The organism is Acinetobacter sp. LUNF3, assembly GCF_022699605.1.
GTDB lineage: Bacteria > Pseudomonadota > Gammaproteobacteria > Pseudomonadales > Moraxellaceae > Acinetobacter > Acinetobacter johnsonii.
The window spans coordinates 2,661,197-2,676,408 of the sequence record NZ_CP093968.1 but is presented as its reverse complement, the minus strand read 5'-3'; the positions used below and the strand labels follow the sequence as shown (position 1 = coordinate 2,676,408).

Annotated in this window: 12 protein-coding genes; 7 read left to right on the top strand and 5 right to left on the bottom strand. The window is 41.7% G+C overall.

What is annotated here, in order from left to right; translation table 11 throughout:
- Positions 1-126: 126 nt before the first annotated feature.
- The 6 genes from MN200_RS13000 (at position 127) to MN200_RS12975 (ending at position 8,191) form a co-directional block, all read left to right on the top strand.
- The gene (locus MN200_RS13000) at positions 127-1,245 is read left to right on the top strand and encodes a CaiB/BaiF CoA-transferase family protein (RefSeq protein WP_058870227.1); all 1,119 of its coding nucleotides are present in this window, start codon (positions 127-129) and stop codon (positions 1,243-1,245) included.
- 119 nt (positions 1,246-1,364) lie between these two features.
- Positions 1,365-2,642, top strand: coding sequence for a carbohydrate porin (locus tag MN200_RS12995; RefSeq protein ID WP_058870226.1), 1,278 nt, complete (start codon positions 1,365-1,367; stop codon positions 2,640-2,642).
- Between the two features lie 184 nt (positions 2,643-2,826).
- Positions 2,827-5,229 carry a glucose/quinate/shikimate family membrane-bound PQQ-dependent dehydrogenase gene (locus MN200_RS12990; RefSeq protein WP_058870225.1) on the top strand — a complete coding sequence of 801 codons (2,403 nt, stop codon included), beginning with the start codon at positions 2,827-2,829 and terminating at the stop codon, positions 5,227-5,229.
- A 380-nt stretch (positions 5,230-5,609) separates the two neighbouring features.
- Positions 5,610-7,253 (top strand): nitrite/sulfite reductase, encoded by a 1,644-nt coding sequence (locus MN200_RS12985; RefSeq protein WP_058870224.1) that lies wholly within the window; start codon positions 5,610-5,612, stop codon positions 7,251-7,253.
- Positions 7,246-7,731: a DUF934 domain-containing protein gene (locus MN200_RS12980; RefSeq protein ID WP_058870223.1), complete on the top strand. Its 486-nt coding sequence runs from the start codon at positions 7,246-7,248 to the stop codon at positions 7,729-7,731. Before MN200_RS12985 ends, MN200_RS12980 begins: the two co-directional genes overlap by 8 nt.
- Positions 7,732-7,837: 106 nt before the next feature.
- On the top strand, positions 7,838-8,191 hold the full coding sequence (locus tag MN200_RS12975) for an SMR family transporter (protein WP_058870222.1): 354 nt from the start codon (positions 7,838-7,840) through the stop codon (positions 8,189-8,191).
- A gap of 14 nt (positions 8,192-8,205) precedes the next feature.
- Here the strand turns inward: MN200_RS12975 and MN200_RS12970 are convergent, their stop codons facing one another.
- From MN200_RS12970 to MN200_RS12960, 3 genes are all read right to left on the bottom strand, one after another.
- Positions 8,206-8,658: a VOC family protein gene (locus MN200_RS12970; RefSeq protein WP_058870221.1), complete on the bottom strand. Its 453-nt coding sequence runs from the start codon at positions 8,656-8,658 to the stop codon at positions 8,206-8,208.
- Between the two features lie 183 nt (positions 8,659-8,841).
- Positions 8,842-10,017 (bottom strand): acetyl-CoA C-acyltransferase, encoded by a 1,176-nt coding sequence (locus MN200_RS12965; RefSeq protein WP_242759592.1) that lies wholly within the window; start codon positions 10,015-10,017, stop codon positions 8,842-8,844.
- Positions 10,018-10,117: 100 nt separating this feature from the next.
- Positions 10,118-10,642, bottom strand: a complete 525-nt coding sequence (locus MN200_RS12960) for a GspH/FimT family protein (RefSeq protein WP_178904699.1) — start codon at positions 10,640-10,642, stop codon at positions 10,118-10,120.
- Between the two features lie 373 nt (positions 10,643-11,015).
- Between MN200_RS12960 and omp38 the strand changes: the two genes are divergently transcribed.
- The gene (omp38, locus tag MN200_RS12955) at positions 11,016-12,038 is read left to right on the top strand and encodes an outer membrane protein Omp38 (protein WP_058870218.1); all 1,023 of its coding nucleotides are present in this window, start codon (positions 11,016-11,018) and stop codon (positions 12,036-12,038) included.
- A gap of 650 nt (positions 12,039-12,688) precedes the next feature.
- Here omp38 and MN200_RS12950 read toward each other — a convergent pair.
- Both MN200_RS12950 and MN200_RS12945 read right to left on the bottom strand, forming a co-directional pair.
- Entirely contained in the window at positions 12,689-14,152 is a 1,464-nt protein-coding gene (locus MN200_RS12950; RefSeq protein WP_242759591.1) for an amino acid permease, read from the bottom strand.
- Between the two features lie 9 nt (positions 14,153-14,161).
- Positions 14,162-15,187, bottom strand: coding sequence for a class I SAM-dependent methyltransferase (locus MN200_RS12945; RefSeq protein ID WP_159153311.1), 1,026 nt, complete (start codon positions 15,185-15,187; stop codon positions 14,162-14,164).
- Between the last annotated feature and the right edge of the window lie 25 nt (positions 15,188-15,212).

Genomic DNA, 15,212 nt, shown 5'->3' with positions numbered 1-15,212 from the left:
AGTTTTTTGCCTTTTTACATGTTAAATTGCCGAAATGATCAAGGTAAATGGCTGAACATGACATTGTTTTGTTGCTTTTATATTTCTAAAATAGCTAAAAAATCAACATAAAAAGAGAAAATAAACATGGATATGGCATTGAAAGGATTGAAAGTTCTCGATTTTTCTACACTTTTACCCGGACCTTTTGCAACAATGTACTTAGCAGACCTAGGTGCAGAAGTGATCCACATCGAGTCTCCAACCCGACCTGATCTGATCCGTTTAATGCCACCTTATGCCAATGGACAGGCCACTGCACATAGTTATCTCAACAGAAATAAACATGCTGTCGCTCTTGATTTGAAAGATCCTGCCAATATTGAACTGATCAAATCGAAAATTTCAGACTATGACATTGTAATTGAACAATTCCGTCCAGGCGTGATGCAAAGATTGGGACTCGACTATCAGACCTTATCTGAAATTAATCCGCGCTTGATCTATTGTTCCATTACGGGTTATGGGCAAACAGGAGGGTATCAAAATAAAGCAGGACACGATATCAACTATGTGGCTTTGTCAGGTATCGCGGGACATAGTGGCCGACAGCACAGTGGACCACCACCAATGGGGATTCAAATTGCGGATATTGCAGGCGGCTCTTTGCATAGTGTGATTGGAATTTTAGCTTCAGTGATTGAAAGACAGCGGAGTGGTTTGGGACAGTATATTGATATTTCTATGACCGACTGTGTGGTGGGGCTCAGTAGCATGGCCGCAGCTGCGAGCTTAGCAGGACAGGAAAAACAAGGGCCTGAGCAAAGCTATCTCAATGGTGCGACTTTTTATGACTATTATGAAACGCAAGATGGACGTTATTTATCGATTGGGAGTTTAGAGCCGCAGTTTTTACATGGGCTGGCCCAGATTTTAGAGTTGCCGATTGTGGCTGAAAAAGGGGCCTCTCTGGCAACTGATGACCGTCAGGTGGTGAAACAAGCAATAAAAGACAAAATTAAAACTCAAGATTTTGCCACGTGGAACGCAATTTTTCAGCAGCAAGATGTCTGCGTTGAGCCGGTATTAAAGTTGGATGAAGCACTCGATTCGCAATTAGCCAAAGATCGTGCATGGGTTATTTCTGTACCTTTAAAAGAGGGGAGTACAAAAAGCGAACAACAATTAGCTTGTCCAATTAAGTTTTCACGTTCAAAAATAAGATATGAATTTATAGGCAAACCACTTGGTTTTGATTCTTTGTGAATATCATATAGCGATAATTTGAATAGATTTAAAACAATAAAACGTCATAAAATGGGTTTTTATACAAATAAAGCGTATCATATCGATTAGTTGTAATTTTGTAAGAAAGGTCACCAATTATGAATAAATGTAAAAGAAGTTGGTGTTTTAACCTCAGTCTCTTAGCCCTCAGTTGGTGCTTTCAAAGTGTGTATGCTGCAAATGCCTTTGAGGCAGAAAGCCCTTGGATGCTGGGTGACTGGAATGGTCAGCGCAGTGCATTGCAGCAAAAAGGCTACGACTTTAGCTTTGGCTATACGGGTGAAATGGCAACGTTGCTCGATGCCTCACATTCTTCAAGTCATGGTACCGAATATGCAGACCAGTTTGCATTTGGCACGCACTTCGATTTAGACAAGATTTTGGGCTGGCAGGATACTGAGGCTCAAATCACCATTACCGAACGCAATGGGCGTTCACTTTCTCAAACATCCGATGCTTTAGATGGACATTTAAGTTCCACTCAAGAAGTGTGGGGACGTGGGCAGACGTGGCGTTTAACTGATTTGTGGATTAAGAAAAAGTTCATGGATCAAAAGTTAGACATCAAAGTCGGTCGTTTTGGTGAAGGGGAAGATTTCAACAGTTTCGACTGTGATTTCCAAAACCTTGCGCTCTGTGGCTCTCAAGTTGGTAACTGGGTCGGTGACCAGTGGTACAACTGGCCTGTCAGCCAATGGGCTGCACGAGTCAAATATAACCTTCGGCCAGACCTGTATGCACAAGTCGGGGTGTATGAATATAACCCTGAAAACTTAGAACGTGGCAAAGGCTGGAACTTAAGTACTGACGGTTCGCAGGGAGCCATTATTCCTGCTGAAGTGGTGTGGCAACCTGCTGTAGGTGTAAATAAGTTACCTGGTGAATATCGTGCGGGTTATTACTACAGTTCGGCAGATGCCACAGACATTCAAAACCCACAGCAAACCTCACATAAACAAGGCGGCTGGGTGGTTGCCAAGCAACAACTCACAGCACATCACGGTGATGCTGTACGTGGTTTAACAGGCTTTGTGAATCTCACACTACATGATTCAGATACCAATACGGTTCGCGACATGCAGAATATTGGTTTGGTCTATAAAGGCGCTTTTGATGCTCGCCCTCAAGACGAAATCGCGATTGGCTTAGCCCGTATTAATATCAATGATGATGTCAATGACGCAAATATTGCCAATAACAGTGTCGACGCCCGTGGCTTACAAAGTGAAGAATATGATGTCGAGATTTACTACGGTATTCATGCAGCTAACTGGTTGACCATTCGTCCCAATATCCAATATATCCGCCATGTAGGCGCGTATAAAAATGGTGAAAATGCATGGGTCGGCGGAATTAAATTCCAGACCGCATTTTAGTTTCTAGATCGATAAGTATTTGTCCAGCAAGGTTGATAAATACTTTTAACGGTTGTTCAAAGCATAAAACTGTTCGAAATAAGTCGTTCGGACAGATACTTAAAATCTAAAAACTGTCTAGGTGCTCATATCGATATTAAAACGATATGAGCTTTTAACAGAATCTAAGAAAAAGGTGGTCAATATGAGTACTCCGTCTTCAGGTTCAGGGCTTAAAACTTTTACAGCTGTGATTGCTGTAATCTTTGGTTTAGTCCTGCTGATAGGAGGGGTTTATCTTGCAGTACTTGGTGGGTCTTGGTACTACATCATTGCAGGTTTACTCTTCATCGCGACTGCAGTTCTACTGCAAAAATTAAAAAGTACGGCATTAATCGTTTATGCGTTGCTGGTCTTGGGTACGGTGGTTTGGGGCTTATGGGAAGTGGGTTCAGACTTCTTTGCCTTGGCGCCACGTTTAGATATCCTTGGTTTATTTGGCTTATGGCTACTCATTCCAGCGGTCACACGTGGCTTTGACAACGCTAAAAGTGCAAAACTGGTTTTAACAGGTTCATTGGCAATTACTATTGCAGTGATGATCTATGCTGTATTTAATGACCCTCAAGAAATTCGAGGTGAACTGAGCAGCAAGCAACCTGCAACCGCACAGTCCATTCCGGGTGTTGCTGATGGCGACTGGCCTGCATATGGCCGTACTCAATCTGGCTTGCGTTATTCTCCTTTAACGCAAATTAATTCTGAGAATGTTAAGGATTTAAAAGTCGCTTGGACCTATAACACAGGCGACTTTAAAACAGAAAATGACTCTGGTGAAACCACCAATCAGGTCACCCCAATTAAAGTTGGGGACAATATGTATATCTGTACCACACACCAAAAACTGGTTGCACTTGACCCAGCGACAGGTAAGGCGAAATGGACTTTTGATCCGAAACTTAAAGCGGACAATACTTTTCAGCATTTAACCTGTCGTGGTGTGTCTTATTATGATGCGAACAATACGGCTGGTTTTGAAGCCAGCTTGCAGAATAAAAAGTCATCGTCTGAGCTATGTCCACGTAAAGTAATCCTACCTGTGAATGATGGCCGTTTGGTTGCTATCAACGCTGATACTGGTGAGCGTTGTACTGACTTTGGTAAAAATGGTGAAGTCGATTTGCAAAAAGATATGCCATTCCCTTATCCGGGCGGTTATATCCCAACTTCTCCACCTGTGGTCACAGGCACGACGATTATTATTGCGGGTTCAACCACAGATAACTATTCAACTGAAGAACCTTCAGGTGTGATTCGTGGTTATGATGTAAATACGGGTGCATTGTTGTGGGTCTTTGACACAGGTGCCGAAGATCCAAATGCGATTCCAGCTCCAGGTCAAAAGTATGTTCAAAACTCACCGAATGCATGGGCACCATTAGCCTATGATGCGGCTTTGGATATGGTTTACATTCCAACGGGTGTGGGTACGCCAGATATTTGGGGCGGTAACCGTACCGAATTGCATGAGCGTTATGCTAACTCAATGCTGGCACTGAATGCCTCAACAGGTAAGTTGGTGTGGAATTTCCAAACTACGCATCATGATTTGTGGGATATGGATGTACCATCACAACCGACATTGACGGATATTAAAGATAAGTCAGGCAAAATGGTTCCTGCCATTTACGTGTTAACGAAAACAGGCAATGCCTTTGTTCTAGACCGTCGTACTGGTGCAGCCATTGTTCCAATTACAGAAAAACCTGTACCACAAACAGTGAAACGTGGGCCGCAAACCAAAGGTGAGCGTTACTCTGCGACACAACCTTTCTCTGACTTTGACCTTGCGCCAAAAGAGAAACTGACGGATAAGCAAATGTGGGGTGCAACCATGTTTGACCAGTTGATGTGCCGTGTGTCTTTCCACAAACTGAACTATGACGGTATTTATACCCCACCTTCAGAAAATGGAACTTTGGTTTTCCCAGGCAACTTGGGTGTATTTGAATGGGGCGGTATGTCCGTTAACCCTGATCGTCAAATCGCGGTGATGAACCCAATCGGTTTACCGTTTGTTTCTCGACTCATTCCAGCCGATCCAAACCGTCCGAAAACAGCCAAAGGTGCAGGCACCGAAGCGGGTGTACAACCGATGTATGGTGTGCCTTACGGTGTAGAAATCAGTGCGTTCTTGTCTCCATTTGGTTTGCCATGTAAACAGCCTGCTTGGGGCTTTGTGGCGGGTGTGGATTTAAATACTCACGAAGTTGCATGGAAACGTCGTATTGGTACGATCCGTGACAGCTTACCGGGGATTCAATTACCACCATTTAAAATGGGGGTTCCTATGCTTGGTGGTTCAATCTCAACTGCGGGTAATGTGATGTTTGTCGGTGGTACGCAGGATAATTATATCCGTGCCATCAACGTGACCAATGGTGATGAACTTTGGAAAGGTCGTCTACCAGCAGGTGGTCAAGCAACACCAATGACCTATGAAGCCAATGGCAAACAGTATGTGGTCATTATGGCGGGTGGTCATGGTTCATTTGGCACCAAGATGGGAGATGCTTTGGTGGCATATGCCTTACCCGATGCAAAATAATCTTTTGTAGTCATTTAAACTTTCAAATAGCCTGATTCGTCAGGCTATTTTTATGTGCAATCGGTTTAAAAGTGTAAAGTGAGAACGAGGAAGCAATAGAAAAATTGAGATCTGCCCAGAAAGCCAGGTTTAAAATTTATGCGGTAGCAATGGATGGGTTAGTGTGTATGTGATAGGCTGAACGGAGTTAGCTGAATAATGTATAAGTATCTAATAAAAAATACTTTAATCAGAAAAAACCTTTAGGATTAGGGACAAACAGTACATCTACTTATCCTTATCAATAAAACAGCTATGAAATATGTAAAAAACGCATTTTGTTGATAGTTTAAATCTCGTTATGCTGTCAGCCGTTATAATGAAACTACTAGCTGTACGCCATGTATTTATATACTGATTTCGATCAGCAACTGATCAATGAACGTGTTGCACAGTTCCGTGACCAAACGGAACGTTATTTAGCTGGAAAACTCACTGAAGATGAGTACCGCCCATTACGTCTTCAAAACGGTCTCTATGTACAACGCTATGCGCCAATGTTACGTATTGCTGTGCCTTATGGCTTAATGAACTCAACGCAATTGCGCAAAGTTGCAGAACTTGCAACTGAGTTTGACCGTGGTTATGCACACGTTTCAACGCGTCAGAATATTCAGTTTAACTGGCCTGCGCTAGAAAATGTTCCAGACATGCTTCAAGAGCTAGCTTCTGTACAAATGCATGCGATCCAAACTTCGGGTAACTGTATTCGTAACACGACTACAGACCAATATGCGGGTGTGGTTGCAGGTGAAGTGGCTGACCCACGTCCAACGTGTGAATTGATCCGTCAATGGTCAACCTTCCACCCAGAATTTGCCTTCTTGCCACGTAAGTTCAAGATTGCTGTATCAGCACTTGAAGAAACTGATCGTGCAGCGACATCATTCCATGATATTGGGGTGTATATCGTTAAAAATGAAGCGGGCGAAATTGGCTATAAAATTAAAGTCGGTGGTGGCTTAGGTCGTACCCCTGTGATTGGTAGTTTCATTCGTGAGTTCTTGCCACGTGAAGACCTGATTGCTTACTTAGAAGCCGTACTGCGTGTTTATAACTTACACGGTCGCCGTGATAACAAATACAAAGCACGTATTAAGATTTTGGTGAAAGCGTTGACGCCTCAAGTTTTTGCTGAGAAAGTCGAAGCTGAGTTTGCGCACACCATTAAAACTTTAAAAATTAAGCCTGAAATTTTGCAGAAATTAGACGAAGAATTTATACCGTTTGATTATCAAGATTATGCAGATGAAGATTTTTCTGAACAGTTTGCTGCACATCCGAAATTTAAACAGTGGTTCAATATCAATACCAGTGCGCATAAAGTGAAGGGCTACCGTATTGTAACGATTTCGTTGAAGCGTACGGGTATTGCACCGGGTGACGTGACCACGGAAGAGATGAATTTGATTGCAGATCTTGCAGACAAATACACCTTTGGTGAACTGCGGACCACGCATGAGCAAAATATTTCTTTGGTAGATGTGCCACAGAAGGATTTATTTGAACTGTGGACTATTCTTGAGAAAAACAATCTAGCGCGTGCACACATTGGTTTCTTAACCGACATTATCTGCTGCCCAGGCGGTGACTTCTGTTCACTGGCAAATGCGAAATCGATTCCTATTTCAGAAGCGATTTCACGCCGTTTTGATGACTTAGATACCATTTATAACCTTGGCAAACTGGATCTGAATATTTCAGGTTGTATGAATGCATGTGGTCATCACCATGTGGGCAACATTGGTATTTTAGGTGTAGACAAAAAAGGCGCTGAATTCTACCAAATCACTTTGGGTGGTAATGCCGATCATGATGCTTCAATTGGTGACATTTTAGGCCCTTCATTTGCAGCTGAAGTTGTGCCAGACATCGTTGAAGAAATTTTAAATACTTATCTTGACCTTCGTGCTGAGGGTGAAGAATTCATTGATACTTATCGCCGTGTAGGCATTCAACCTTTTAAGGAGCGTGCATATGCTTAATACAGCACTACAAGTCCTCTCTAAAGATGGTTCGATTGCAGACAATACTTACCAAGTGATTGGTGAAGATGGTGTTTTACCGCAAGGTGATGTGGTTTTAACGGTTGAGCAGTTAGATCAATTAGCTGAAGTTTCGGGTAAAAAAGCACTACTGGTTACAGTCGATGCTTCTCCTGAAACGCATGAGTTCCCTTTAGATCAGCTAGATGCCATCTTTATTGATTTTGCCGGTTTTAACGATGGTCGTGGCTATTCATTTGCAGCGCTATTACGTCGCCAAGGTTTCCAAGGTGAACTACGTGCAACAGGTGATGTGTTTAAAGATGTCTTGAACTACATGAAACGTTCAGGCTTTGATACCTTTGTCATTAAAGAAGGTAAAGACATTCTTGAGGCTGCAGTGGGTTTAAATGATTTTAGAAATCCATATCAAGCATCAACAGCCGTTGCACAAGCCAGTTATCAAACGGGCGCTTAATTTTTTAAGCAAGCAATGAAAAGCTGGACTTCGGTTCAGCTTTTTTGTATTTATATGCAGCATTTTTGATGAACAAATTGAAGCAAAAGAAGCAGGTAAATTGGACATGATGGCACTTTTTGCAAAAATTAATCCCGGTGTCATTTGGTTACTTATTGCTATTGCTACAGATGTCCTTTCGACTTTTTATTCCGCCAAAGGTAATGGCTTGGTCAATAAGTTGGATCAAGGTATTGCACTGGTGCTTTATATGATTTCTTTTGCGTGTGCAGCCTATGCCTTGAAATTTATGCAAGCGGGAATTTTATATGTGCTGTGGTCTGGCATTGGTGTCATCGCTACAGCACTCCTTGCTAAAGCATTTTTAGGGCAGAACATCGATTTGGCTGGATGGCTCGGTATCGGTTTTATTACCTTGGGGCTCACTATTATTGCGCAATTCTCAAATATTGATGTTTAAAAAGAAGATGCATTTTATCCTTCTTCTAATTGGCAATTCACCATCCACTTCACTCCAAATTGATCGGTAAATGCACCATAGAGTGCGCCCCAAAATGTTTTCTCTAGAGGCATCTCTATTTTTCCATTGGCTGAAAGTGCATCAAATAAGCGTTTTGCATCGGCTTGTTCATGGGCATCTAAGTTAATCGAAATATAGTGGTTGTTGCCTACAGTAAAAACAGTATTGCTCTGAGCACAAAACTGATCATTGGTATCCGAAGCCATCAGAATCGTGCTGGCATTGATGGGAAGCGAAACATGCATGATTTTTTGTTGGTCAGCGTCGGAAAGGGTAACTGAACTTTCATCTGAAGGTAAGTCTCCATAACGCATGAACGTTGCAAACTCTCCACCAAAGACAGATTTGTAAAAATTAAAAGCGGCTTCAGTTTGACCATCAAAGTTGAGGTAGTGATTCAGTTGCATTGTCTTATCCTTGTTGTTTTTTTCGTCATTATTTTAACAAGTCGTTGAGATCGGCCCTAATACAATCTTGTAATAAAAAATCCCTCGCAGTCGAGGGATTTTCATAAATGTCGCTTTTATATCAGCTAATTATCCAATGTTTTATTGTATAAAATATGTCAATAAAAGAGGGTTGCTTGAATCTTAAAGTAATTCAATCGCTACAGCAGTTGCTTCACCGCCGCCGATGCATAGTGCCGCAATCCCTTTTTTACCACCTGTGCGTTTAAGCGCATGAATCAAAGTCAGGATAATACGTGAACCAGTTGAACCGACAGGGTGACCCAATGCGCAAGCTCCACCATTGATGTTCACTTTTGCTGGATCAAGTTTGAAGTCATCGATTGGACACATAGTTACCATCGCAAAAGCTTCATTGATTTCCCAAAGATCTACATCCTGTGCATTCCAACCTGTTTTTCTAAGGACTTTTTCAATTGCACCGACTGGTGCAATGGTGAACTCTGATGGATGTTGTGAGTTCGATGCATAAGCCACAATTTTGGCTAATGGTGCTAAACCTTTGTTCGATGCATTTTCTGCTGACGTTAAAACCAGTGCGGATGCACCATCCGAAATTGAGCTTGCATTTGCCGCAGTGATGGTGCCGTCTTTAGCAAAAGCAGGGCGAAGGCTTGGAATTTTTGCAATATTGGCATTGAACGGTTGTTCATCTTTATCTACAACCACATCACCTTTACGTGTGGATACTGTCACAGGCACAATTTCATCGGCAAAGTAACCTTCGTTGACCGCTGTTTGTGCACGTTCCAAAGAGCGAATCGCGAAGGCATCCATTTGCTCACGCGTATAGCCACGGGTATTGGCCATATCTTGTGCAAAAGAACCCATCAAACGACCTGTTTCAGCATCCTCTAAACCGTCAAGGAACATGTGGTCTTTAACATCGCCATGCCCCATACGGTAGCCTGCGCGTGCTTTGGTTAAAATATAAGGTGCATTGGTCATCGACTCCATGCCACCTGCAACCACGATATTTGCTGAACCTGCTTTGATCATATCTGCAGCTTGCATTACCGCTTTCATGCCAGAACCACATAATTTATTGATGGTCACGGCACCTGTTGAATCAGGTAAACCTGCTTGGCGCATAGCTTGACGCGCTGGACCTTGCTTTAATCCCGCAGGTAGAACACAGCCCATGATTACTTCTTCTACATCATTTGCGTGTAGGCCAGCACGAGCAATCGCTTCTTTAATCGTCACAGCACCGAGTTCTGGAGCGGTCACACTTGCTAAACTGCCTTGAAAACCGCCCATTGCCGTACGAGCACCATTCACAATCACGATGTCTGTCATTTTCTACTCCGAATTACTTATACGTTTTGTTGGAAACTTAAGCAGTATATGCAAATCTGCTAGATAGAAAAGCTGAAAACGTGATTATGGACTCATGGGTCTAGTTACAGGTGTTGAGTGGTTCGGGGCGGACTTGTCCCATTCTGCTCATGACCAGTTTAAAGTGATCCTGACTTTCTAAGGAGCAGTAATAGAATGTTCCATTTGAGCCAAGGGGCAAGCCATTTTCAGCTTTGAAGCTTAATGATGGAAGACTGAGTGTGCCACGCCAATCAAGATTGCCATATTTGAGCTGCTGTTGTTCTGTCCGAATAATCGTTTCACTGGTATCTACTCGTCGGTTTTTATTATTATCGATAAATACAATAAAGCCAGTGTTCCATTGATGATTCTGACATTGAACGAGGTCTTGACTTGGGCAAATGGTGATATTTTGACGTTGTAAGTTGGCCATATTTTTGGCTGTCTGAATACTATTCCTTAATGTATTCAATGTTTTGATTCGCTCTTGCGAGGCCATGTACTGATGAAAATGAGGAAGTGCGATTGTACAAATGATCAGAATAATGCTAATAGTGATCAGGAGTTCAAATAATGTGAACCCTTTTTTATTTATAAAAAACATATGGTTATCCAATTTTTTGTTGTAGAGTTATTTTTTATTTATTAAAGCTTTGTTTATCAAACAAATTTTATACATAATTAGTAGTACTCAACTTGTTTAAAAAGCTGTTAAAATGCAGCACAAGTGAAAATAAGCTATTCGCAAGTAAAAATTGAGTAAAAAATTACCGAATTACAACGGAAATTGTAAGTAATTTTGTCAATAATTTACTTGATTAAAGTTATCAAGCACTTGGAAAAAAAATAAAGTGTTTGTATGATTCATTGCGAATAGCTTAAAAATAAAACTGGGGTATAAAAAAGCCTATCTCAGAATGGTTAAATAATTTTAAGCTTAGCTTGAAAAACAATTGTTATCTCTGGAGGATAAATCCATGAAAATGAGTCGTATTGCATTAGCAATGCTCGTAGCTGCTCCTTTAGCTGCTGCAAACGCGGGCGTAACTGTTACTCCATTAATGCTTGGTTACACTTTCCAAGACACTAAACATAATAATGGTGGTGATCATTTGACTGATTCAGCTCAAATGGATGATGACCTATTTGTTGGTGCTGCACTTGGTGTAGAGCTTACTCCTTGGTTAGGTTTTGAAGCGGAATACAACCAAGTTAAAGGTGACATGGTTGACCAAGCGAATGCTGAATACAAGCAAACGCAAATCAACGGTAATTTCTATGCTACTTCTGATTTGATCACTAAAAACTACGACAGCAAAATCAAGCCATATGTACTTTTAGGTGCTGGTCACTACAAATACGAGTTTGATAACGATCTAGGTCGTGCTGGTCGTGGCCTTAAAGAAGAAGGTACTTTAGGTAATGCTGGTTTAGGTGCTTTCTGGCGCTTGAACGATGCTTTGTCTCTACGTACTGAAGCTCGTGCTACTTACAACATCGATGAAGATTTCTGGAACTACACAGCGCTTGCTGGTCTTAACGTAGTTCTTGGTGGTCACTTGAAACCTGCTGCTCCAGTAGTAGAAGTTGCTCCAGTTGAGCCAGTTGCTCCAGTTCAACCACAAGAGTTAACTGAAGACCTTAACATGGAACTTCGTGTGTTCTTTGATACAAACAAATCAAACATCAAAGATCAATACAAGCCAGAAATCGCTAAAGTTGCTGAGAAGTTAGTTGAATATCCAAATGCTACTGCTCGCATCGAAGGTCACACAGACAACACTGGTCCACGTGCATTGAACGAACGTTTATCTTTAGCTCGTGCTAACTCTGTTAAATCGTCTCTAGTAAACGAATACAACGTTGACCCAGCTCGTTTGTCTACTCAAGGTTTCGCTTGGGACCAACCGATTGCTGACAACAACACTAAAGAAGGCCGTGCTATGAACCGTCGTGTATTCGCGACAATTTCCGGCAGCCGTACAGTTCAAGCTCAATAATCTGAGTTTTAACTAAAAAACGACTCTTCGGAGTCGTTTTTTTATGTCTAAAATAATGAAATTTATGTTAACTCAAATCGTTGAAAATAAACTCAAGCTCAATACAAGAGCCTTTAAGGCTTACGGTGGTCATGTTTATTTACGCATAGGATATAAGACACTGTTAGAAGTATTTCATTTTAGAGGATGAATATAAGAAGAATGAAAATTGGATTTTAGTCACTCATGCTTCACGACATCGATCATAACTTTTGCCTTTAGAATGAATGGATATTTCTAATTATTTATTTTTATAAAGATTTGTTTGCCAGCGAGATAATATTTCTGGCTTGATATTTAGGGGCTAGGAATTAGATAGAGATCAGTACTCAATGAACCGTAACATTTAGTTATGGCGGTGCGAATTGAGAGGCTAAATTTTTACAACCTAGATATGTAAATTGTTAATCGTATAAGTGAGCGGATGCTGGTTGCAGAATATTAACTAAGTTTAGGATGGATCCGAGTCATAACTATCGATTCTATGTAACTTCAATAATTAAACTATCTTATTGAAAATTGCGTTATTAATTTATGCTTTACGGCTTTAGCAAATGGATAAATGATAATAAAAAAACAGCCCGAAGGCTGTCTTTTATGATGAAAGGATTTTATTCGCGATCAGGACTCATTGGACTGACATCCATTTCTTGGTAAGAAACCAGTTTGGTTTTGTATTTCCATTTATAGCCTAGCCAAATCGCCAAGAATAAGAAAATACCGATATAGGTCGATAAAACAGAGAGCCATTCGCCATCAAGTACTGCTTGGTAGTTTTGACCTAAAACAACAATTGCACACAGGATAAAGGCAAACCACGGTGCAAAGGGAAAGAATTTCGCACGATAAGCTAAGTCTTCAACCTTATGACCTTGGGCAACATAGCCTTTACGGAAACGATAATGTGAAACAGCAATCCCTAACCAAACAATAAAGCCACACATACCCGACATGTTAAGCAGCCAGTTGAAAACTTGTTCTTCACCAATGAAAGTGGTTAAGAAGCAAAGTGCAGCAATTGCTGTTGTCGCATAAAGCGCATTCATAGGTACGCCGCGAGGGTCTAATTTGGCAAATGCTTTAGGTGCACTGCCATTTTGAGCCATATTGAACAGCATACGCGTTGATGAATACATCCCCGAGTTACCTGCCGATAGAATCGCGGTTAAAATCACGGCATTCATCACGCTGGCTGCAAAGGCAAACCCCGCTTTTTCATAGAGTAAGGTAAATGGAGAGAGTGCAATATTCTCTGATGAAGCTGCTTGTAGCAGAAGTGGATCATCATATGAAATGAGCGTGCCGATAATGAAAATACACACCACATAAAACAGTAGAATACGCCAAAAAATCTGTTTGATGGCAATCGGAATCGTCTTTTGCGGATCTTTCGATTCACCTGCAGCAACACCGACCATTTCGGTACCTTGAAACGAGAACCCTGCAATCATCGCTACACCAATCAGTGCAGATAAGCCACCAACGAAGGGCGCTTCACCTTTGGTCCAGTTGGCAAAAGTTGCGACACCAGGCGTCATCATGATTTTAGCAATCATGAAAATTCCAATGATGATAAACACAATGATGGCAAGGACTTTGACTAAGGAGAAGAAGAATTCACTTTCACCAAAGCCTTTGACTGTCAGTGCATTGATCCCAAAGACAACGGCTAAGAAGAGAGCACTCCAGTAGAAACCGGGCAGGTCGGGAAACCAGAATTTCATGATGAATTGGACTGCAACCAATTCAAATGCAACCGTAATGGCCCAGTTATACCAATAGTTCCAGCCAAGGGCGAAACCAAAACCACCTTCAACATACTTGGTGCCATAGGTAAAAAATGCACCGGATGTTGGGTTATGTGTTGCCAACTCACCCAGACTGGTCATGAGAAAGTAAATCATCACACCAATTAAGCAGTAGGCCAATAACGCCCCGCCAGGGCCAGCATTTGCAATGGTTGCACCTGAGGCAAGGAATAAACCTGTACCAATTGAACCACCAATGGCGATCATATTCAGATGGCGAGCTCCAAGCTTCCGCTTGAGTTGAGCTGGTTGAGTCATTTCGCTCATCATTGTTCCTTAAGATTTCTTTTGTGTGCTGGCAAACAGCACTTTAAAGCCTTGTTGATCGGCTTTGGTTGTACATTGGCCAAAACTTTGCTCAATGAGTAATGGATAATTCAGAAAGCGGTTGGCAACAATCCACAACTCGCCATCCGATTTAAGATGGCGACGGGATGTTTTGCATAAATTTTCGCTGGCATTGTAATCTGTATGAATGCCTTGATGGAATGGGGGGTTACTGACGATTGCGTGTAAAAACAGAGGAGCATCCTCAATTCCGTGTACCGCTTTAATCTCAAGTTGTTCTGGTAAAAGGTTATTTTTCTCAAAAGTCATTTTTGTTGAAGCTAATGCAAAGGCATCGACATCGAGTGCAAAAATGCGATTTTTCGGATTTAACTTGGCTAAATAAGCACTGATCACGCCTGCACCACAGCCAAAGTCTGCAATTTTTCCAGAAGTGACCTGTGAAAGATGAGGCAATAACACGGCTGTACCCACGTCCAGACGATTTTGACTAAATACACCCGGTAATGCGCAAATCTGTAATTCACCTTTCGGGGTTGGTACAGTGTAGTGTTGTGCCCAATCGGCCAAAGGTTTTGCCGTTACGGTTTTTTCGGTGACCAGTTGCCACATTTGACAATGTCGAGCACTGTCTAATTTGAGGGTTTTACCAAAAGGTTGTAGCTGTTTAGACGCGCGTTCTACACCACCTTTCTTTTCACCAACTAAAAAGATCGATGCGCCTACGGCCAAACGACTGACCAGTTGGTGTAGCACATAGTTAAGTAGTTCTTTTGATTTTGGAACAAAAACAATGGCTTGATCAAAAGCGGCATCAGGCAAATCTGTGCCAAAATGTACCGAGCTTTGTTGAGCCTCAAAATATTGTAATTCGTTAAGATTCCATGTCCAAAAATGTGGTTCTACAGTACCAATTAGCTGTGTGTTTAATTCGTCACACGGTGCATTGACCAGTAAAACTGAACCAGAGAGAAATTCCTGCTGGCGAAGAACAACTTCACTTCGTGGATCCATTTTATATACTCCATTGTAAAAACGA